22 protein-coding genes are annotated in these 20,855 nt (G+C 36.6%); 4 read left to right on the forward strand and 18 right to left on the reverse strand.

Annotated elements, in window-relative coordinates; all coding sequences use genetic code 11:
* The first annotated feature begins 41 nt into the window (after positions 1–41).
* From AC4G3N_RS03485 to AC4G3N_RS03500, 4 genes are all read left to right on the forward strand, one after another.
* Positions 42–1,298 (forward strand): ABC transporter substrate-binding protein, encoded by a 1,257-nt coding sequence (locus AC4G3N_RS03485; protein WP_491089743.1) that lies wholly within the window; start codon positions 42–44, stop codon positions 1,296–1,298.
* A 94-nt stretch (positions 1,299–1,392) separates the two neighbouring features.
* A complete protein-coding gene (locus tag AC4G3N_RS03490; protein WP_491089878.1) occupies positions 1,393–2,274 on the forward strand; it encodes a carbohydrate ABC transporter permease in 882 nt (293 codons plus the stop codon).
* A complete protein-coding gene (locus AC4G3N_RS03495; RefSeq protein WP_491089744.1) occupies positions 2,274–3,101 on the forward strand; it encodes a carbohydrate ABC transporter permease in 828 nt (275 codons plus the stop codon). The genes AC4G3N_RS03490 and AC4G3N_RS03495 overlap by 1 nt, the downstream gene beginning before the upstream one ends.
* Positions 3,102–3,134: 33 nt before the next feature.
* Positions 3,135–4,460, forward strand: coding sequence for an alpha-glucosidase/alpha-galactosidase (locus tag AC4G3N_RS03500; protein ID WP_491089745.1), 1,326 nt, complete (start codon positions 3,135–3,137; stop codon positions 4,458–4,460).
* 175 nt (positions 4,461–4,635) lie between these two features.
* Here the strand turns inward: AC4G3N_RS03500 and AC4G3N_RS03505 are convergent, their stop codons facing one another.
* The 18 genes from AC4G3N_RS03505 to AC4G3N_RS03590 all read right to left on the reverse strand — a co-directional run bounded on the left by AC4G3N_RS03505 (position 4,636) and on the right by AC4G3N_RS03590 (position 19,972).
* Positions 4,636–5,160 carry an FmdE family protein gene (locus AC4G3N_RS03505; RefSeq protein WP_066104439.1) on the reverse strand — a complete coding sequence of 175 codons (525 nt, stop codon included), beginning with the start codon at positions 5,158–5,160 and terminating at the stop codon, positions 4,636–4,638.
* A gap of 620 nt (positions 5,161–5,780) precedes the next feature.
* Positions 5,781–6,233: a GIY-YIG nuclease family protein gene (locus tag AC4G3N_RS03510; RefSeq protein WP_491089746.1), complete on the reverse strand. Its 453-nt coding sequence runs from the start codon at positions 6,231–6,233 to the stop codon at positions 5,781–5,783.
* A 292-nt stretch (positions 6,234–6,525) separates the two neighbouring features.
* Complete coding sequence (locus tag AC4G3N_RS03515) at positions 6,526–7,209, reverse strand: GNAT family N-acetyltransferase (protein WP_491089747.1); 684 nt, start codon at positions 7,207–7,209, stop codon at positions 6,526–6,528.
* Between the two features lie 15 nt (positions 7,210–7,224).
* Positions 7,225–8,331 carry a mandelate racemase/muconate lactonizing enzyme family protein gene (locus AC4G3N_RS03520; protein ID WP_491089748.1) on the reverse strand — a complete coding sequence of 369 codons (1,107 nt, stop codon included), beginning with the start codon at positions 8,329–8,331 and terminating at the stop codon, positions 7,225–7,227.
* Positions 8,332–8,343: 12 nt separating this feature from the next.
* Positions 8,344–9,777 (reverse strand): Na+/H+ antiporter NhaC, encoded by a 1,434-nt coding sequence (gene nhaC, locus AC4G3N_RS03525; RefSeq protein ID WP_491089749.1) that lies wholly within the window; start codon positions 9,775–9,777, stop codon positions 8,344–8,346.
* 43 nt (positions 9,778–9,820) lie between these two features.
* Positions 9,821–10,927 carry an amidohydrolase gene (locus tag AC4G3N_RS03530; protein ID WP_491089750.1) on the reverse strand — a complete coding sequence of 369 codons (1,107 nt, stop codon included), beginning with the start codon at positions 10,925–10,927 and terminating at the stop codon, positions 9,821–9,823.
* Between the two features lie 582 nt (positions 10,928–11,509).
* On the reverse strand, positions 11,510–12,211 hold the full coding sequence (locus AC4G3N_RS03535; protein ID WP_490558689.1) for an MBL fold metallo-hydrolase: 702 nt from the start codon (positions 12,209–12,211) through the stop codon (positions 11,510–11,512).
* Between the two features lie 411 nt (positions 12,212–12,622).
* Positions 12,623–12,985, reverse strand: a complete 363-nt coding sequence (locus tag AC4G3N_RS03540) for a YciI family protein (protein WP_490551217.1) — start codon at positions 12,983–12,985, stop codon at positions 12,623–12,625.
* Between the two features lie 113 nt (positions 12,986–13,098).
* Positions 13,099–13,560 (reverse strand): hypothetical protein, encoded by a 462-nt coding sequence (locus AC4G3N_RS03545; protein WP_491089751.1) that lies wholly within the window; start codon positions 13,558–13,560, stop codon positions 13,099–13,101.
* A gap of 128 nt (positions 13,561–13,688) precedes the next feature.
* Positions 13,689–14,573: a M23 family metallopeptidase gene (locus AC4G3N_RS03550; RefSeq protein WP_491089752.1), complete on the reverse strand. Its 885-nt coding sequence runs from the start codon at positions 14,571–14,573 to the stop codon at positions 13,689–13,691.
* A 209-nt stretch (positions 14,574–14,782) separates the two neighbouring features.
* A complete protein-coding gene (locus tag AC4G3N_RS03555; protein WP_491089753.1) occupies positions 14,783–15,238 on the reverse strand; it encodes a DUF3278 domain-containing protein in 456 nt (151 codons plus the stop codon).
* On the reverse strand, positions 15,238–15,435 hold the full coding sequence (locus tag AC4G3N_RS03560) for a helix-turn-helix transcriptional regulator (protein ID WP_066104464.1): 198 nt from the start codon (positions 15,433–15,435) through the stop codon (positions 15,238–15,240). Before AC4G3N_RS03560 ends, AC4G3N_RS03555 begins: the two co-directional genes overlap by 1 nt.
* Positions 15,436–15,670: 235 nt before the next feature.
* A complete protein-coding gene (locus tag AC4G3N_RS03565) occupies positions 15,671–16,378 on the reverse strand; it encodes a DUF2812 domain-containing protein (protein ID WP_491089754.1) in 708 nt (235 codons plus the stop codon).
* The gene (locus tag AC4G3N_RS03570) at positions 16,375–16,692 is read right to left on the reverse strand and encodes a PadR family transcriptional regulator (protein WP_066104469.1); all 318 of its coding nucleotides are present in this window, start codon (positions 16,690–16,692) and stop codon (positions 16,375–16,377) included. The genes AC4G3N_RS03565 and AC4G3N_RS03570 overlap by 4 nt, the downstream gene beginning before the upstream one ends.
* Positions 16,693–17,301: 609 nt before the next feature.
* Positions 17,302–18,174, reverse strand: a complete 873-nt coding sequence (locus tag AC4G3N_RS03575; RefSeq protein ID WP_491089755.1) for an SMI1/KNR4 family protein — start codon at positions 18,172–18,174, stop codon at positions 17,302–17,304.
* Between the two features lie 195 nt (positions 18,175–18,369).
* A complete protein-coding gene (locus AC4G3N_RS03580; protein WP_491089756.1) occupies positions 18,370–18,567 on the reverse strand; it encodes a hypothetical protein in 198 nt (65 codons plus the stop codon).
* Positions 18,568–18,748: 181 nt separating this feature from the next.
* Positions 18,749–18,985 (reverse strand): hypothetical protein, encoded by a 237-nt coding sequence (locus AC4G3N_RS03585; RefSeq protein WP_490551212.1) that lies wholly within the window; start codon positions 18,983–18,985, stop codon positions 18,749–18,751.
* A gap of 153 nt (positions 18,986–19,138) precedes the next feature.
* Positions 19,139–19,972 (reverse strand): hypothetical protein, encoded by an 834-nt coding sequence (locus AC4G3N_RS03590; protein ID WP_491089757.1) that lies wholly within the window; start codon positions 19,970–19,972, stop codon positions 19,139–19,141.
* Between the last annotated feature and the right edge of the window lie 883 nt (positions 19,973–20,855).

Consider the following 20,855-nt stretch of genomic DNA (forward strand, 5'->3'; position numbering starts at 1 on the left):
ACATACTGAAAAATAATATGGGATAAGGAGAATAGAATACTATGAAAAAAACATTGAGATTCTTTATTGTACCTGCCTTATTGTTAGTAGCTCTGAATGGTTGTTCGAGTAGCAGCTCTACTGACGAGAAGAAATCAACCCTAACTCTTTTTTCAACCGTAACGAATGAATCTGATCAAATCGCATTAGATGAATTAATTGATAAATTTGAAGAGGAAAACAAGGACATCGATATTAAACAAAACTACCCTGCAAATGACTATGAAAGTATGCTTCGCGTCAAAATGGCCGCAAATGATATGCCAGACTTATTTGATACTCACGGCTGGGCAAAAAATCGATACGCCGAATATGTAGAGGATTTAAGCTCTATGGATTGGGTAGATCGTCTGGATCCATCCTTAAAGCCCTTCTTAACTGATGATGCCGGAAAGGTTTACGCATTCCCCCTCAACCAAGCTAAAGATGGCTTAACCTACAACGCTACTTTACTAGAAGAGTATGACATTGAACCTCCTGCAACGTTTGATGAATTTATGAAGGCGCTCCAAACGATAAAAGAAAAGGGTAAAGGTGAAGTCACCCCTCTATGGTTTAGCGGTTCAGATAAAGGTTCATTCGGTCAATACTTCGATCAGTTCGCAACTCCTTTGTTAATAACAGATAGTAAAAATAATCATTCAGAAGAATTATTAAATGGCACATTCAACTGGGATCATTATACTTATCTGCCTGAGAAATTAAAAGAGATGCAGAATAAGGGATATTTGAATGAAGATGTCTTGACGGCTCAACTCCATCAGCAGCCTGAATTGTTGGCCCAAAACAAAATTGGTTTTGTCGTCGGCGGAGGCACGCAAGGACCAACGGTGGAGGAAATGAATCCAGATGTCAAACTCGGAGTGCTTCCTATGCCGGCGATCCATGAAGGCGATGAACAAAGCTGGATTGGCGGGGAACGACATACACTTGCTGTTTGGAAGGATTCAAAGAAAAAGGATGCGGCTAAAAAGTTTATTGAGTTTATGGCAGTGGCTGAAAATGCAAAGGCGATGGCTGAAGGAACCTCTCTTCCCTCCGGCTTAACAGATGTCGAGGCAGATATTTATTACTCTGATTACTTTGCTAAATACCAGGATGTGAAGGTTGAACCATATTTTGACCGTGTTTACCTGCCAAGTGGGATGTGGGATCCAATGGGTGCAACAGGTCAAGAGTTATTATCGGGGAAAATGAGTCCAGAAGACGTTTCAAATAAAATGGGTGAAGAATATAAACGTCTGTTAGAACAAAAGTAAAACCATCTAACTCTTGAACCGAAAGGAGTTGAACATCTAGTTGGAAGCGCAAGTAGACAGTCAAAAACAGACTAGACCAATCGAAAACGTAAAGATGAAAAGACCTAAATCGAGGCGAAAACCTTCATTAGCATGGATGTATATTCCTTCCTTGCTCGTAGTCTCTTTATTTATTATCTATCCCTTTTTAAATGGGATCCGTATCTCATTTACAGACTGGAATGGATTTTCTCAGACCTTTAAGAACGTTGGATTTGCCCAATATTCTAGAATGCTGCAGGATCCAGACACTTGGTTAATTATGAAAAACACATTGCTGTATGGACTGGGAAGTACATTGTTTCAAAATATCATCGGACTGGGCTATGCCTTATTATTGAATCAAAGCATCCGTTTCCGGACGATCACCCGGACGATTATCTATTTACCTGTTATTATCAGTCCGCTAATAATGGGGTACATTTGGTACTTCTTCTTTTCCTTTCAGGGTGGTGCGCTGAATGATTTACTCTTATTTATTGGGATGGATAAAACAAATATTCTGGCTGATCCCAATATCAATAAATGGTTAATTGTATTTGTTAATACCTATCAATATACAGGTGTTGCAATGATTATCTATTTAGCCGGATTACAGAGCATTTCAAAAGACTATTATGAAGCTGCCAATATGGATGGAGCATCCTCTTTACAAAAGTTCAGGACCATTACCCTGCCACTTTTAATGCCTTCTATAACTATTAATATGGTTATTAACATTATTGGTGGACTTAAGCTATTTGATGTCGTTCTAGCCTTAACCGGAGGTGGACCAGGTAATGCCTCTCAATCTATGTCTACCTATATGTATGATTTATACTTCGACCGCCAGGATGCCGGATATGCGGCAACACAGGGTATCCTAATGGCCTTTGTCATCTTAATTTTAAGTCTGGCAGCCCTCCTATACTTTAAGAGAAAAGAGGTTGAGGCTTGATGGATTATACGTCAAAAAAGAAAAAGTGGTTATTGTCGATTGTGGCTCTACTCATTGGGTTATTTCATTTGATCCCCTTTTATATCCTTTTAACCACCGCTTTTAAAGAAAGAGGAGATTTTAGTTCGAAATGGGTTTTACCAGAAACGTATTCGTTCGAAAATTTCACTCAAGCATGGGAAACGGCTAATTTAGGGACAGCCTTTATCAACACGGTGATTATTACGTTTTTTTCAGCTTTACTATTAATCTTATTTTCTTCTATGGCCGCCTACCCTTTAGCTAGATTTAAGACCAGATTAAATAACTTCGTATACATGCTTTTAGTAGCTGTAATGGTCATACCTCCTTTAACAGCTTTAGTGCCTCTATACCAATTAGTTGTTGATCTAGGGATGATGAATACCCATGCCATAGCGATCTTAAATAATGTTGCTGCTTACACCCCACTCGCTGTTTTTCTTTACACAAGTTTTATACGGTCTACGATTCCAAGAGAACTAGAAGAAGCAGCGAAAATTGATGGGGCCAGTCATATAAAAATATTCTTTACGATTGTTTTTCCATTATTGAAGCCTGTCACAGCATCGATCTTAATCATCTCCTGTGTTTACATATGGAATGATTATCAATTTGCTATTTTCTTCTTGCAGGCTGATGAGGTTAAAACGCTAACCGTCGCTTTATCCAGCTTCTTTGGGCAAAATTCCAGCAGGCTTAATTTAGTTGCCGCTGCCTCAATCATGGCAGTGATTCCTATGGTCATTCTGTTTCTGGTGCTACAAAAACATTTTGTTAAAGGTCTTGCAGCTGGTTCAATCAAGTGATAATCAATTATTAAAATTGGAGGGATTTTTAAAATGAAAGTAACAATAATCGGTGCAGGAAGTGTTGTTTTTGCCAAAAGACTTATTTCAGATATTCTTAGTTATCCAGAATTAATAGGAACAACCTTCTCATTAATGGACATAAACGAAGATCGATTGCTAACTGCAGAAAAAATGGCCCTTTCTTTAATAGAGCAAAATGGAAACATTGCAACAGTAGAAGCTCATCAAAATCGACGGGATGCGTTAAAGGATGCCAGCTATGTGATCAATCTCATACAGGTCGGTATGCATGAATCCACCTTAATAGATTTTGAAATCCCTAAAAAATACGGCCTAAAACAAACCATTGCAGATACACTTGGGGTAGGCGGAGTATTTAGAGCACTGCGGACAATTCCGGTTGTTTTAGACATCTGCAAAGATATGGAGGAGGTTTGTCCGGATGCTCTATTACTAAACTATACTAATCCAATGGCTGCCCTTATCCTTGCCATTGAAAAAGCGACATCCATTAAAACAGTAGGTCTCTGTCATAGCGTACAAAACACCGCCGGAGAATTAGCTGGCTATCTGAATCTACCAGCAGAAGAACTGGAATATCAGGTTGCAGGAATTAATCATATGGCATGGTTTCTGGAATTAAAGCATAAAGGAAGGGATTTGTACCCTGCTTTGTTCGAGGCGATGAAAAATCCAGCCATTTATAAAAAGGATAAAGTACGCTTTGAAATGATGAATAGGCTGAACTACTTCATCACAGAATCAAGTGAACATCTTTCCGAATACACACCTTATTTCATAAAAAGAGATTCGCTTATTGAGGATTTCTCTATTCCGATTGATGAATATATCCGACGAAGCGAAGCTAATTTAAAGCATTTTGAAGAAACGAAAGAGAAAATCGAAAATAATATTCCTTTTAATACAGAGGAAAGTCACGAATATGGGGCCCCGATTATACACTCCATGGAAACCGGTGTTAACCGTGGAATATGGGGAAATGTGTTAAATACTAATTTAATAACGAATCTGCCAACCAATGCCTGTGTTGAGGTCCCTTGCCTGGTCAATAAACGCGGAATTCAGCCAACTCATATTGGTAATATGCCTCCGCAGCTTGCCGCTATGAATATGACAAATATCAATGTACAGCAGCTGATTGTAGAAGCCGTTCTGACAGGTGACATTGATTATGTCTATCAAGCAGTTATGTTAGACCCTCATGCCTCCTCCGTCCTGTCATTAGAAGAGATTTGGGATATGACATCCGAATTACTAGAGGCACATAAACAACATTTACCGAAGTTCACCAAAGGACGGCATTTACAATATAAAAAATCAGTTACAGTTGGATAGATTTATAATGACTAGAAAAGGATACATGAACCCATGTATCCTTTCACTTTGTTATTGTTTCCTCTAAATCTACTATTCCCTCTTTAGAAACTCTCTCAAAGAGGCGAACCCGCTCAGTCAAAATATACCTAGATGATGTCTATGATAAAGAAATACATTCCCTATGTGAATGTACTTATTTTAATCGTTTTACATTCAATAATTCTTCAATCGGCATTTCGTAAGCACGGTTTCCTAATTCTTTTTTTAGCGCTTCATTGGCTTCATATTCTTCCGCTGTAAATGAATCCTCGCGGCCTTTTTTCAAATAATCATAGAAAATAGGCGGTAAAAAGTCTTCTTTTAACGAAACTTCTACAGATTCCCCATTTTGTCTTGTGAAAATATAGGCATAGCTGGTCGCACGGTATGGATCATATTGAGCTACTGGATAGTTCACATCCACTGTGTAGACCCCTCTCGTTTTACAGCGAGTAATAAACTCAAATACGTCACGGAATCCAGGTCCCCCATGCCCCGACTGAACGGAAAGATCATTCCGATTCGGAATTTCATCTCCAAACAACTCCTGAAAGGCTGCTTCCACTACACGGAACCCAACCCCTAACGCCATATAAGCTGCATAGCCATGATACTTTTTAATATCATCAAAAGAAATTTCAATTAAATCATTACGATCATAAATTTTAATTGTACGCATACTCAGTCCCCTATTCTTAGTTGTTCTCGCAAACTAATTATAGGTAATTTAGAAAAATCACACAAATTATAAGCAGACTTTAATCCTAAAGTTCCATATCCATAATTTATAGTTACAAAATAATAAAGGGGCATAAAATTAAATGTTTACGTTATATCCCAATTATAAAAAAGACCCTTTAGATGCATAAAGGGCCATCATATTTTTATATAATTATATGAATAAATACACCGCTGAGATGAATCAATCATGAAAATCAAATAGTACCCTAGAATATCCTTAGCTTTTAATCCTACTATTACAAGAGCCGGTAGCAAAACAAGGTTAATTAATTATATTTATCCAGGCATCTCTCAACACTACTGCCATAGCCTTCATTCACATGTTTTTTCATATACAAAACACAGAAAATTGCACAGGATTCTAAAAACAAAGAAATTATGAGATTTAGCTTGTATAAAATAATCACTCTCATTGAATTAATGGATTGTATGGATTCTGATTTATACATATATTATGAAAAAAATCAGAATATCAAATCGAAAAGGTGGAATGTTACTTTGAAACAAAGAGACAGCAAAACTACCTTTTTATATTAAAAAAAGCATCTCCAATTCTTTTTATTTCACATCATGTATTGATGCTTCTATTTCCGGTGTATAATGTCCGTTCTTTATCCATTCAATTTCCGCATTTTGCAAAGCAAACCATTCCCCATTTGTCCTTTTAAATTTAAATAAATCATGAAAAAGTTGTTCTGTTCTTATCATATCATTAGTTTCAATTCTGTGAATTTCTGTAAGTTTAAACGGCATTTTAGTCTGGAAATTATCAATTCTTGCTTTAGGACTTTGTGATCTTCCTATTTTTATAGTATTAGCCATGTCTTCATGTAAATAATATACATATCCTTTTTCTTTGATAATTTGATCAGTATAGCCTAGTTCTTTTCGTATACAATCAGAAACAAATCCAGATATAGTAATTTTCTCACCGTTCAATTTTTTTTGATTAACATGTCTTTTAACTGCTTCTTCCAACTGTTCATTTATACTTATAGTCATCCTTGTCATTATAAGACCTCCTAAAATATTATAAATTAAGTTTACAAACATTCTTAGAAGTCAAAAAATAAAACTTCAAAGCTCCTCACTTAGCGCTAGAATGAACTGGTGTACCCGGATATGAGATAATGGACAAAGAACCTCAGGAATTCTATGTTAACTTATCAAGAGTGTAGTTCACTAAGCTCCATGGAGCCGGCAGACTATAAAAACTTGTTCACATAATAATAAATTATAACGGATTACGTGTTCATTTCTTGAAAAAATTAAATATCAGAGACGGAGCCCTAATATTTAGATTTCATTTCCGGAATTCCACATAGTATACTTGATCAATTACTACTAGCTTTTGACCACGATAGCCCTCTGTGAGTAGCTTCTGCTGTCCCTTCGTATCAGCCATTTGGCATAATACCGGTTCTCCTTCTCGGTTATTCGAGCTTTCGAGTTCCTTAAAGAAGATATAACGTAAATTCCCTCCATATTTAGGCTTCAATGCAACGATTTCCATTCCTTGAGCAAACTTGTCCTTTAGGCTTGGGATGTTAAACGGAGCAACTGTTGAACATACATATTTATAGGGATGTTTGCTACGTGCCAGTTCATCCATGATCCATTTTGCCATACGTCGTTGCAGGCTCAATCCACGCCAGTCCGGATCCACATTGCTAATGTCTTGATAAATAACAAAATCCAACTCGCTCTCTGGCAAGCCTGCATCGATTCCCAAATGGTCCTCCATCGTATCTGGCACAACTAAAGCGCGGAATGAAATCAATTCTGCCTTAACAAATACGCCGATTAATAGACCATTACCACTCGTTATGTAACGGAACTCCTCTTCTGAAAGGGGCTGTAGGCTCGTTTTATCATCTAGATCCTGTACCACTTTATCCTGCAAGCGTAACACAGTTGGAATATCGGTCTCTGTTAAACGGCGAACAACATAAGCTTGTCCGTCGGGAAACATGCCTTTATCGATCATCTAAAGTCTCTCCTTTCATTGAATAACATCTCTGTGAACGGTCAATTCTGTAAGTACATCTTCATTCATATCAATTCCGAGACCACTCTTTTTATTTAATTCAATGAACGGGACATCATAGTACAAATTCCCAACATCCTTTGAGAATTTTAAAGGTCCTGTCAATTCGACGGATGTGATGATTTTCTTGGAGAAAGCAACATGAAAGCCAGCGGCCGAGCCAATGGATGATTCGACCATCGATCCGATTTGACACTCGATTCCAGCCATTTCCGCTTGATTGGCTAGCTTCACAGCTGGATGGATTCCTCCACATTTCATAAGCTTTATATTAATTTTATCAGCCGCTTTCTTTTGGATAACCTCTCTCATATCCTTTATACCTTTTAGGCCTTCATCAACCATTAATGGCAGGCGTGCTTTCTTTTTCAATTCAGCCATACCCTCAAGATCATCAGCCAGCACTGGTTGCTCGAGCCAGTCTATTTGCAGTTTTTCAAGAGACGGGAGAGCCCTCAATGCATTGGAGCTATTCCTCCAACCTTGATTAACATCGACACGAATGGCGATTTCATTCCCAACTGCCCTGCGAACAGCACGAATTCGTTCCATATCCTGCCCTACCTGTTTGCCAACTTTCATCTTAAAGGAAAGGTATCCCTCAGACACCTTCAGCACCGCTTCTTCCGCCATTGCAGCTGGTTCCTGAATACTTAGTACATGGGTGATTGGAAAACGATCATGATAACGTCCTCCGATCAGCTGATAAACCGGTACCCCCAGTTTCTTGGCCACTAGGTCATGACAGGCAATATCAATAGCCGCCTTTGCTGCAGGGGCTCCGTATACCATTTTATTCATTCGTTCATGTATACGTTCAAATTCACCTGGATCCTGACCAATTAGAAGCGGCGCTAATGTATGCTTGAGAAGACTATACGTACTCTCCCATGTCTCTCCTGTTACATGTTCATCTGCAACCGCTTCCCCAAAACCAATAAAACCGTCATCACTTTCCATTTTCACAATAATGGAGGGCATATCGTGATATGTATGATAGCTGACAACGAATGGTTCATGAAGAGGCAGGCGGATGGCATATAGTGAAATAGCTTTAATCATATGAAAGTCCCCTTATACTGTAATTGTATCCTCTTTTTGCTGTTTAAGTTCTTTTTCAATCTTTGCTCTTTCTTGATCACTCATTTTTTCAATTGAAAACCCTGTTATCGCATAAAGAATCGCAATAATCGGCACGGCAAAGTTCAAAATCGCGTATGGGGCATATTCAAATACACTTACACCAAGAGTACCGAAGATAAAGACGCCACATGTATTCCATGGGATGAAAACAGACGTTAGCGTCCCTCCATCCTCAAGCGCCCTGGATAGATTTCTGGAAGAGAGCCCTTTATCACGATACGCTTTTGAAAACATACGTGCTGGAATGACAATGGAAATATACTGTTCGGAGCAGGTTGCGTTTGTAGCAAAACAAGATAATATCGTAGAAATAATGAGACTTTTTGCAGTTTTTGCTAATTTAAGAATTTGTGAAACGATTGCGTTCAGCATTCCCGTATGCTCGAGCATGCCTCCGAATGTCATTGCCACGATGGCCATGGATACCGTGTACATCATATTGTCCAAACCGCCGCCATTGAAGAGATCATCCACCATGGAATTACCGGTTTCAATCACATACCCTGCTTGCAGAGCTGAAATAGCATCAGCAAATGTATCCCCCTGTACGAATACCTGAGTAAGGAAGCCCAAAAGAACCCCAATCACCAAGCCAGGTATGGCTGGTACTTTTTTTGCCACCAAAATAATGACGATAAGTGGAATCAGTAATAAGAAAGGAGAAATAAGGAACTCATCCTGCAAGACAGCTAGTGTTTGTTCAATATCAGTTGTACTCACACCGCCTTTACCGAAGTCACGCCCCAAGAACCAAAATACACCTAACGAAATGATTAGGCCTGGGATCGTTGTGTAAAACATGTGGCGAATATGTACAAATAAATCCGTGCCGGTCAATCCGGCTGCTAAATTGGTTGTATCCGATAATGGTGACATTTTATCCCCAAAATAGGCACCTGATATAATTGCTCCCGCAATCATCGGGGCCGGTATCCCAATACTTAAACCAATCCCCATCCCAGCTACCCCAATCGTTCCCATAGTTGACCAGGAACTACCGATGGCAACGGAAACAATACAACAAATGAGCATAATCGACACCAGGAAAAGAGACGGACTGATGATCTTCAATCCATAATAAATCATGGTAGCGACCACACCACTGCCAATCCATGATCCAATTACCAGACCGATTAACATAATGATGATTACAGCAGGTAATGCTAAACGAATTCCATTGTACATGGCCTCTTCAAGCTCGTCCCATTTGTAGCCGGCCATCCATGCCACAAGTGCGGCCGTGATTGTACCAACAATCAACGGGATATGTGGTCCCTCTTCAAAAACAATAATTGTAATAGCCATAACTGCTATCAGCACTACTAACGGTATAATTGCCAGCCCAAAAGATATTTTTCTCTCCATCTGTTCTCCCCCTGTTTGAATTTAATCCGTAATGAAACGTTATTTATTCTTTTATGTGGACAAGCTGCATCGCTTCCGCAAGTACCCTTGCCCCGAGATCTAAGATGTCTGTTTGTATCTGCATTTTGGGATGGTGCAGTCCCGGGCTAACCTGGGCACCGATTCCGATCATAGTTGTTTGTACATCTGGATGCTTCCGGCTATAAAAATGAAAATCATCGCTTCCAGACGTGATGATTGGCTCTTCTAAAGCTTCTTCTCCGGCAACTTTTATGATTGATTCCCTTGCAGACCTTTCTGGCTCTTTTGAAACAGTGGCTCCTGGAGTATAATCCTTCCATTCATAATCAATGTGTACACCAAAGAGCTCAGCTATCCGATTTAAACCAGTCCCGATAGAATCTATCATTTCATCTAAAACAGCATTACACTGCGCACGGACATCAATCGCAAATGAGCCATTGCCTGGGATAATATTAGTGTTTTGCCCGCCAGCTATCATTTTGGTCAGCTTAATAGAATAGTTCTCCGCAGGATCAGCATGAAAAGTTGCCAGATAACCATGGATAGCAACCATCACATCAATCGCACTCTTTCCCTGATGCGGCCTTGCCCCATGTGCATCAGTACCTTTGATTTTCCCCTCAAGGAAGATACAGGCTCCGTGGTGGATAGAAGGAGTAAACTGACCATATGCTAGTTCATCTTCTGGACGCACATGCATACCAAACAATACCGACACGCCATCCATTGCACCCCGCTTAATCATCCATAACGAGCCATTCCCCTTCTCCTCGGCCGGCTGAAAAATAAAACGATATTTACGATTCAGCGGCTGTTCCCTCAAATAGAGAATCGCACCGAGTGCCATGGCGATATGAGCATCATGCCCACATGAATGATTCGCCCGCATAACACCTCCAACTTCCTGCCATAGCGCATCAATATCTGCTCTCAGCGCCACTGCACCACTACCTTCTCCCAATTCAGCAATTAATCCGGTACAATCAGAAAAACGTTCGTAATGAATCCCAAAACTATCCAATATCTCGGCAATTGTATTGGTTGTTTCGAATTCCTTTCCGCTGATTTCGGGATGTTCATGAAAATGATGATACCACCCCAAAATTTGTTCCTCATAGCTCATCATGCATCACTCCCTTAACGATCCCCTTATTCTGCCATAACGTTTTTCAGCATATCACTCCGCCTGTCAGAGGATTTATTGAACACAGTTGCTCCTATCATTTGCAAATCCCCAAAGAAAAAGGAACCAGGTAAACCCTACATAAACAAGCATTTCTCCCATTTATTCAGGTAAACATACTTGGATTGCCTCTGACTGTCGATAAGATACCATGTATTAAAATACTTAAAAAACATTTTATCAAAAAATTCAAATAATTTCTTGTTTAATCCATTCTTTACAAATAAAGTTTCCTATTTAGGTTGGCAAACCCTTATAAATTAGTAACAAAGTCCCCATCTTTGCTAATTAACCCGCTAACAGGAGGTATATGATAAACAATTTGTCATCCACACGAAAAAGGACCTGTTCAAAGGTCATTTTTCATAGACTTTTGAGCAGGTCCTTCCTTATATTAATAATCCAGTATTAGTTAAATAGTTTTCTAAATTTTACATTTGAATCTACTACTCTAATCTCAATTTGTATTTTTTTCATTCCCCTATGTATTTGCTTAACTTTGCTGACTCCATCATCATGTCCCTGTTAACGACTTTTTGCTCTTTCAATTGCCTGTTTCATATCTTTTACTGGATTCCTTATTAAATTTCCATGCCCGACTGCCAGTAAAGAAGGTTTATAATCCAACAAATTTTCAACGGACTCGATTGCTTTTTCTTTATTCCAGGTTGCCAATGCCGGGAAAGGAAAACTCCATCGAGTATCACCAGCTACAGCTATTCCGCCCTTTGTTTGAAGAGCATCTCCGACTATTAAACTATGATCCCTAATATCTAAATACGACATCATTCCTGGAGTATGACCCGGGGTATGAATGGCTATCAACGATCCAATCCGATCACCATCCTGTAATAGGGTATCCGGATTTGTCTTTATATTTTTGGGAATACCGCCTTTTATAGGCATATTCCCTTCACCTTCCTCTAACGATGCATCTCCTTTTAGAATTTTCAGCTCTCGTCTGGGAATTAATACTTCAACGTCTTGAAGCTCCTGAGTAAGTCCATCAAGAGCCCCTACATGATCAGTGTGTGCATGTGTTAACACTATTTTCTTAATCGGCTTTCCTATACCCTTTGCTGTCTTTAAAATTGCTTTTTTACAAAAAGGAAGTCCTGCATCGATTACGATTAAATGCTCCTCTTCTTCGATAAGATAACAATTAACAGGAAAAAGATTTGGCATAAAGGAAAGCTGGTAAAGATTATTTATCTTTGTTAATCTCATTAAAACTCCTCCAACTTATATTTTGGGTTATATATTGAATCTAAGGAAAAACAAGGTGAGTGAAAGAAATTTTTTAGAAGGTAAAATATAATTCCGGTGATTAAGACAAAATGTGAGCAACCGTCGTGATTTGTGGGATAAGGAGGGTTTTGGACGAAAGATTCGACCCATATCAGCGCTACGACTGAGGGAACAATCGCGGCAACACGGAACGTAAAAATTCTGGGGACCAACTTACCCCAATGAAAGAGGTAATCAGGCGGTAATAGGATGGCTCACATCTTTTCAGAAGACCATTTGTGATTGTCTCTTTTATTCTATCTAGTCTATTAACGCCCGATTATCGAATAACAGGACATACGTATTTCGTCGAGAACATTTGTATAGATTTACTCGCTAGATTGATTACTTTTACTCAGGAAACTCAATGACTTGTCGCAACTCAATTTGACCTTCACCAAATCCTTGTGGATCAGGCATTCGCTTAGCCCATTCGATGGCTTCTTCCCTAGACTTCACATCAATGAGAATAAATCCCGCAATCACTTCATTCGTTTCCGAAAATGGTCCATCAGTGACCACTGGCTTTTCTCCCGGCTTAGGATATGAAAGGCGAACCCCATTTGAACTTGGATGAAGTCCTTTGGCCATAACCCGCACGCCAGCCTTTACTAATTCCTCATTGTAGGTTGACATGGCTTCCCTGAGTTCCTGGCTTGGAAGATTCCCAGCTTCTGAATTCTTTGAAGCTTTAACAATGATCATAAACAGCATGAAATAGCCCTCCTTCATTTTATTCTCAACATCTTAACTACTTTTTTAATTCGATTTTATGCTCCAAAAACCTAACAATTCATTTACTTACAATCGATTGTTTGCAATATCTATTAAGTAATCTTGAATTGCAATGTCCCCAACAATCCAAGAGGATTCGGGATATTTTTATATTCTTCACTTATTTTTTCACAATCAAATATGGGTAAGAGGCTATTACCAACACTTCTATAAAAGTTATCCATAAATTCTATAACATATTCCACTTTACTCAGTTCTTCCATTTCCATTATCGGTTTTGAATAAAAACCAACATACTTCCAGGAATGATTTAGAATTGAAGCAATTCCTGAATTAGCAATAAATAAGAAATTCTTTATCTCTATATCTTTACTTATTTCTTGAAGGTTTATTGGCTGTTCAGTAAAAGATTCTATGTATGCGATTTTTATGTCATCTTTTTTTATTCGTCTATCGCCCGCTACAATGACACCGTAAACATATTTTTTAATTTGCTGAAGATATAATTCGAAAATTTGACCTGGGTATATTTCACGAAACTTTCTCGTAAACACCGGTTTATCACTCCCTTTATCTCCTTCTAAAGCTAACCTGTCCATAGCTGCATAAAAAACAGCTAATCATACAGCTCTTGTACTGAATATGGTTGTCAGTTGATAGATTAGTTACTGATTTCTGAAGTTCACAGAGAGTTAATGAAATCACCTTGAATGGGTTCTTTTCCGTCTTCAAATTGAATACGGATTGATTTTCCCTTTAAATAATCAGCTGAATTCATCACTTGAAAATGCAGGTGAGTTTCACTTGAGTTACCAGAATTTCCGCAAGTACCAAGAAGCTGTCCTTTCTGGACTCTTTCTCCTTCTTGAACAAGGATAGAATGATTTTTCAAATGAGCTAGCATACTATACTCGTTATTTTGATGTTCTATTGTAATGCAATTTCCTTCAGGAAGTTCAGGATTCATTTCCCCTGGCACATTATCCTCGATTCCATCTATCACTTTTATCACTACACCATCTGCCGGGGCTAATATTTCCTTGTCATAAGCATAATAGTTTTCATTTTTCTTTGAGTCATCGCTATAAGATTTACCGTTTTTCAAAATAAGTAAATCATACGCGTATCTTTGATCCTCATATACATAGTGATAATTGATAAACTGATTAGTTCCACCCCAGAAAACATACCATTCATCTTTTATCGGCATAATATATTTATTCATTGTATATTTCTGATCACTTTCAGGATGAGTGATAAAAGGAGCAAGAGATAGGCTGTAAATTGTATTATTTTCTCCGAAGGATACACTTATAACTTTTTCTCTGGCATTGTCTAACCAGATATATTGTTTAATACCTTCTATTAAATTAGTAACCATTTCTAATGTATACTTTTCGACTCCAGCATTAAAATCTGTTCCATATTCAATGAATTGTTGTAAAGGTACAATATTTTTAAAATCAATTGTTGTTTGTTGATATAAGGTTGAATACATTCCATTCAGAAAAGATTCTCCGAAATCCTCGGGTGAAACTTTAGATATTTCTGCTTGATTCTCCTTCAAACTAAACTCCTCCAATTCTTTATAAACCTATCTAAAATTATTCTTAAGCTGGAGATTTCCTTTAATAATTCTAGACTGTCTGACAGTATGTACTTTTACAATATTCTTCATTCATTAGAAAAATCCTTCCTCCGCTAAACTGCCCAATAGCTGCATAAAAAAAGAGCTGTTTACAGCCCTTGAAATAGAGTAACACCCGTGTCGTTCCTTTATAACAGTTCCTTATTTTTATTATAAGAACGTTTTAATGAAATATAATTGATGAGGAACATCACTACACCTCCGAATAATGTAAATCCTATTAGTTCACTCCAACTGCTAATACTTGAAGGCGTATCAACCAATAGTAAATACAGTAGAGTAAAAATAACAAAAAATGTAACTGTTTTAGTAAAAATAACTCTTAACTCTTTCCTATAAGCTACTTTTGTTGCAACCTCCGTATATTCAATCCCAGCTACAATATACCTTGTAAATATATATAGAACGAATATGGATATGGCCAACAGTAAAATTATCTCTAAGTCGATAGAAGCATATTTGTTTATGAACATTATTAAAACAAGGAAAAGGAAAAGAAGTATCCCACCTTCCGCGAAGAAATATAGCATCCTTTTTTCCTTATATTCATCATCAGGTATTAAAAAAGATATCCAAGATTTCATCAACTCTCTACCTCCCAAAATAATTCATCTAATGTTTTATTAAGTTCTTTTGCTATTGCAACACAAAGATGAAGAGTCGGATTATATTCCCCCTTCTCAATCAATCCAATAGTCTGCCTAGTCACCCCTACTTTTCTTGCTAATTGTTCTTGGGTCATTGAAATTTTCATTCGTGTTATTTTTACATTATTTTTCATATATTCCACCTTACTCATGTAAGATATAGTTTACATATGCAATTTATATCTTACATTAGATTTACATATAAAACAAAGAAACCGACTCTAATCATAAGGAGTTTAACTTAAAAAGGCCTTAATCCATCCTGGATCAACGCCCCCTCGTTAGATCTATAAAAAAACTCTATATATAATTCACCTATTCTTACTTACTATATATAATATTTATAAGCTTTATTATTCGACTTCTATACTAAGCTTTCCTCCCTATTTTATGATAAAGGGACATGATGATCCAAATAGCAGTTGGAAATGCGAATGCTCCAATAATCATAGATGCTAAAATGTTAACTCCGATATCACGGACATATAGCAACATAAAAACAGCTATTAAAAAGAGGATGACTGGTATAGTTTTAAGAAGATTAACTAACCCTTTCTTTTCCTTTATACTCCATTTATTATTGTACGTTGCAATAATAGTCATAGCTGCTGGAATGGCAATGGCAGTAGAAATAACTGCGGTTACAATAAGTATTGAATGCAATATACCAGAGCTTAGCATTGTTCCAACCCAAGCAAGTAGTGTGATTAAAACAACCGGAATCACAAAATAATTGATTGAACGGGCTGAACTTTCATACTTTTCAACAGCTGTGTCTCGATCACTATAAATCGGTTTCGTATCGGGTTTTGCTCGAAATAAATGTATATCTCCTGTGGAGGCAACATGTGACCATCCTGAGGCTGAGAAAAGGTCAAAATATTCATCATCTTCTTTTAAAGATCGATAATCTACACTGTAGATATAATCTGAGCTTTCGCCTTTTTTTAGTGTATAACCCATTAACTTAAAATCACTGACATGCCATCCCTTCAAAGAATATCGTCGTAATTTTTCCATGTCCTTATCCTCAGCAAAAGCTAATCCCTCTGACATAATATACTTTGTTTGTCTCATTCTTCTCCCTCCTTCAATCCCATTTCTGCTAATTGAATCATCTGTTTTCGTATGATTACATCTTCCTCTAATACTTCTCTGCCCTTGTCAGTAAGCAGATACGTTTTACGCCTTGAATCCGACCCATCATACAAATAAATCCATTCTTGTTTTAATAGCTTTTTGATAATTGTGTACATGGATGCTGGCCCTACGTTAATGGCCCCATTTGTTGTTTCTTCAATTAGATTCATAATTGCATAACCATGTCTTGGCTTAGTTAAAGCAGCCATAATATAAAACATTGAATCAGTTAATTGCTCCGTTTTCTTCAAGGTATCACCTTCTATATCCTTTTACGATATATCATAATATGATATATCTATTTAAGATCAATATATCACTTTGTGATATATATGTCCATACTTATATCACAAAATGATATATTAAAGTTTGATATTTAACCTTTATCATTAAAAAGGAACTATACAAATCGGGCTTTGTTTTCGAATATAAAATTCTTAAATCAATATGACAAAGCGATGTATCAGAAAGTTTTGTAATACTAATCTTTTTTTATTAGAGTTATTAATTGTGTTATTTCACTTTTATGAAGTGAGATTAGTGAAGTTTTTAAAATTAAATTAACAAAAAAAACGACTCTAATTAAAATGAGAATAAAAAAAGCATCAATAATTTTGTGGCCCCGGAACAACAAATAAGCTTCTTGGTGCTGCGTACCACCATTGGAGGTTTGTTTTTAAAAGGTAAAGCGCCAAAAAAAATTGTCAAAAAAAAAAGCAAGCTTGTCCGATAAAGATGTGCATTTCCATTCAATCCTCCCCTTTCATTAAAAATATTTATAGAAAAAAGCCACCAGTTGCCTGAGAGCTTCTAACTTCAATTTCACTATTTAAATATTTTTATTCTTCTTTACCTCTATATTATTCATCTTCATATGGTACTACTTCATATTCATCATCATCATCAAAAATTTGCTCCTCTTTTGCCTCTTCCATTTCTTTAATAAATTCGCTTATCAGAGTTGAATAATGGGCAACATTAGGGTGTTTCTTTAACTCATCTATTATCTTATTTACAATAGGAAGATCATATTTAATCCTTTGGAAGCTTATGTATTGAAATAAAGTTGATCCTATCTTATCTTGAACCTTCTCTTTGGTTTCATTTAATAAATTTAGGACATAGTTTTCTGTAATACTATTTTTCGGGTAATAGAATAAATTATCCAGTGCTTTTATGATTTTAGTAAAATGACCTGATTGTAATAAAGAGATTAATTCATCTTCTGGCATCGCATCTAATTTGTAATCCTCTTCTTCGTCAGGATTAAAGAAGTATAGCCCCTCTTCCTGGATGTATAAGTCCTTTATAAATTCATCAAAATTATCAGCTAAAACAAAATCTAAATCTCCTTCTGTATCAATGTATGAAACAGCAGGCTCAAATCTATTATTCCTATAATCCAAAGCAAACCAAGTATGACCATCCCCATTTAATAAGACAAGTCCTTTAGGTAAATTCCATTCTTCAGTCATGTAAGCTGTATCTAAAATACCAGGCCATTCTCCAACTCCACGCAGATGATCAAATTCCACAAAAAAGTTTCCATCTATTGGGCGTTTTCTTAAACGGAGAGCATTAAATCGAATAGACCCACCATTTTGTTCTAATAGCAACTTACGATAAGTTTCAGGGAGCTTGTGTCCCAGTTCCTTTTCAGCTTCTTCTAATTCAGCTTCAGTTACGGGTGGCCTTCTATAATAATCTTCACGTGCTTTAAGCCAAAATTTCATAATTATCCTCCTTAAAACATTTCTTGATTTATAAATTCGAAGTTATTATCTTTCCTCAATTGTAATAACAGCCTTTTTTCTGATCTAAAAGAATAACACTTGCTCCCGTCATAACAAGATGGCGACTACCAACTAACCTGCCCCTTTAGTGGCATAGCAAATAAAGCTAATCACATAATTTGTTATGATAAAGGTTTAACTCTTTAAACGAATGTCTCGCCTTTCAAGAATTCCTATAATTCCACATACTAATACGCCAAACCCTAATATGCTTGTGAGAATCCAATTGTTTCCCCAACTAATAATTACACTACCTAAGCAACTTAGAGCAATAATGAATGCTCCATATTTTGCTCGCCATTTTTCCGATTTTAATGGTTTTTCACCTTTCAAAGTTATTCACCTCATACTAATTAGAAATTCTATGATTATTCTTCATCCCTAAGTGATTCTTCAGTTAAAATCTAAAATCCTTCTTCCGCTAACCTGCCCTTTACTTCCATAAGAAGTTCAACATAAAAGAGCATTAATCATTCCTGAAACAACGGCTCCGTTAGTTTAAATACATTTGAAACTAATAGTTTCCAAAGTAATTCTTAAAACACCAAATCACAAGAAACATACTCACTATGCCCCAAGCAACGGTACTCCATATCCACCAAATTACGGATTTGGCTTTTGATGAATTTTCCTCGTCTTCCATATTGGCTTTTATAAAAGCTACCTTACTTTCCATACCTTTTTTCATAGAAGCGAGAATAACAAATCCCGTTATTATGAAAACAATAGTTATCCAGAATAATAAGTCCACCTTTTATAACTCCCTTTCCTTTCAATCCTCTTTATTCAACTAACCTGCCCCGTTTCTACAATAAGAAATTCAACATAAAAAGGCATTAATCATCCTTAGATCAATACCCTCGATAGCTTAAGTACAACTTTTCACACTATAAATATTTTCCTTTTAAAGAGCTATATTTAAAATTTCTTCAATCCATTCTTCTTTTTCCTCTATGCCAAGAACAATGCATAAACTTTTATGGACCTTTTTAAACTCTGGGATAATTTTATTTACTACAACCATTATCTCAATTGGATCTCGGCTACATTGCCATTGTTCAAGTAGTCCAAGTTGTATATCAGATAATTCACTTCGGCTACCTTCTAGTTTTGCCCAGTCTCCAAATGCGTTAGGCTGAATACCAGCAGCCATATACCAACCTGTTACCACTGATAGTCTCAAACTATCAAGACAATTCAGTGCATAATAAAGTTCTTTTCTCATTACTCTTCGATATGCTTCGTGTACATAAGCAAAGAATTTCGTTCTCCAAATTTCAAACTCCTGGACATTAGGACAATACGACAAATCCATTGATTTTTCTAATACAGTTCTTAATATTCCAGTTGTGTCTCGAACAATTTTAATGTTTTGTAAACATACTGATGGTTGAACATCCTTGATCCTATAATAAAAAGTGTCTACTTTTATGAACTTATCATAATGAGCAACACTGTGAGTTGCCCAGGGTAAATCCTCAAAAAATAGAACGTTTCCCCAGTTTCGGGCTCTTTGCTTTTTGTTTAATCTATATACTTCATACATATCATCTTTAACAACAATTCTCAGGTCAATATCAGAATATAAATCTGTATTTTGATTACCTATTGAACCTCCATAAAATACGCCCAATACGTTCTCATCATTTAGCAAATCTTCTTCAATTGCAATAATTATGTTTTGACGATACTTCGGAAGATCTAAATCTCTTCTTTGGTATTTAGTGTTTAATCCCACACACTATAAACCAGCTCCTTATCTGAATAATGGTGTTAACCAACTTATTCGTTAAAAACCATATAAAATCCTTCTTCCGCTAACCTCCCCTTTCAGTTAAAGAACAGCCCACTCCCATTATATGTTATGTATTGAATAAAAACCCTTTTGATGAAAACAACGTTTAAGAAAAAGCACAAATCAACGAAGGAATAGTGAGGTTTAAGTTTCGGTGTCTTTGAAAAATCAATTGAATATATAAGGACGTAAAAAAAATGACGTATTATTATACGTCACATATGAATTAACAACTAGATTAATTATTTAGAAAAAAGATGCCGATAAAAATTAGATAAGTTGCAAGGATACCTAGCATCTTCCCTTTCGAGTCTCTACTGGCAATAAGCATATATCCATATAATATGGTGAATAGGATGAAACCTAAAATAGATAAGAGCCAATCATAAGATGACTCTCCTTTAAGGGCAGAAATAAGACATGCTAGGATCGTGATAGGTATATAAACATAATTATCTTTTGTATCTTCTTCCATTTGTCGCACTCTCTTTCGAAATTTTTAGAATTTGGTAAATAGAGTATTTTTCTGACTTTTCATATTATTGTATAATAATCAATGACAACAAACAATGAGGACAAAGGGATAATAAATTTTTTTGTACTGTACTTAGCAATTATCATTACAGTTTTAGGTCTTGTCTTGGCCTATCGGTTGGTAATGCATCAGCAGCGGGCTTAAATGCTACTGAGTCAGAAAAACTCATCACACCAATCCAAGAGGAAGATACATATATGGAAATTCTTACAATTAGTTCTGTTTTAAGTTTATTAATTATTCTAATTTAACTCCTTCTTCTACTAACCTGCCCCGTTATAGAAAAGGGTA

The sequence above is a fragment of the Bacillus sp. z50 genome (genome assembly GCF_058313585.1).

Excerpts from the sequence above, each read along its gene's own strand:
- AC4G3N_RS03485 (WP_491089743.1), top strand. The coding sequence starts at position 42 with ATGAAAAAAACATTGAGATTCTTTATTGTACCTGCCTTATTGTTAGTA.
- AC4G3N_RS03490 (WP_491089878.1), top strand. The coding sequence starts at position 1,393 with ATGAAAAGACCTAAATCGAGGCGAAAACCTTCATTAGCATGGATGTAT.
- AC4G3N_RS03495 (WP_491089744.1), top strand. The coding sequence starts at position 2,274 with ATGGATTATACGTCAAAAAAGAAAAAGTGGTTATTGTCGATTGTGGCT.
- AC4G3N_RS03500 (WP_491089745.1), top strand. The coding sequence starts at position 3,135 with ATGAAAGTAACAATAATCGGTGCAGGAAGTGTTGTTTTTGCCAAAAGA.
- AC4G3N_RS03505 (WP_066104439.1), bottom strand. The coding sequence starts at position 5,160 with ATGCGTACAATTAAAATTTATGATCGTAATGATTTAATTGAAATTTCT.
- AC4G3N_RS03510 (WP_491089746.1), bottom strand. The coding sequence starts at position 6,233 with ATGACAAGGATGACTATAAGTATAAATGAACAGTTGGAAGAAGCAGTT.
- AC4G3N_RS03515 (WP_491089747.1), bottom strand. The coding sequence starts at position 7,209 with ATGATCGATAAAGGCATGTTTCCCGACGGACAAGCTTATGTTGTTCGC.
- AC4G3N_RS03520 (WP_491089748.1), bottom strand. The coding sequence starts at position 8,331 with ATGATTAAAGCTATTTCACTATATGCCATCCGCCTGCCTCTTCATGAA.
- nhaC (WP_491089749.1), bottom strand. The coding sequence starts at position 9,777 with ATGGAGAGAAAAATATCTTTTGGGCTGGCAATTATACCGTTAGTAGTG.
- AC4G3N_RS03530 (WP_491089750.1), bottom strand. The coding sequence starts at position 10,927 with ATGATGAGCTATGAGGAACAAATTTTGGGGTGGTATCATCATTTTCAT.
- AC4G3N_RS03535 (WP_490558689.1), bottom strand. The coding sequence starts at position 12,211 with ATGAGATTAACAAAGATAAATAATCTTTACCAGCTTTCCTTTATGCCA.
- AC4G3N_RS03540 (WP_490551217.1), bottom strand. The coding sequence starts at position 12,985 with ATGCTGTTTATGATCATTGTTAAAGCTTCAAAGAATTCAGAAGCTGGG.
- AC4G3N_RS03555 (WP_491089753.1), bottom strand. The coding sequence starts at position 15,238 with ATGAAATCTTGGATATCTTTTTTAATACCTGATGATGAATATAAGGAA.
- AC4G3N_RS03560 (WP_066104464.1), bottom strand. The coding sequence starts at position 15,435 with ATGAAAAATAATGTAAAAATAACACGAATGAAAATTTCAATGACCCAA.
- AC4G3N_RS03565 (WP_491089754.1), bottom strand. The coding sequence starts at position 16,378 with ATGAGACAAACAAAGTATATTATGTCAGAGGGATTAGCTTTTGCTGAG.
- AC4G3N_RS03575 (WP_491089755.1), bottom strand. The coding sequence starts at position 18,174 with ATGAAATTTTGGCTTAAAGCACGTGAAGATTATTATAGAAGGCCACCC.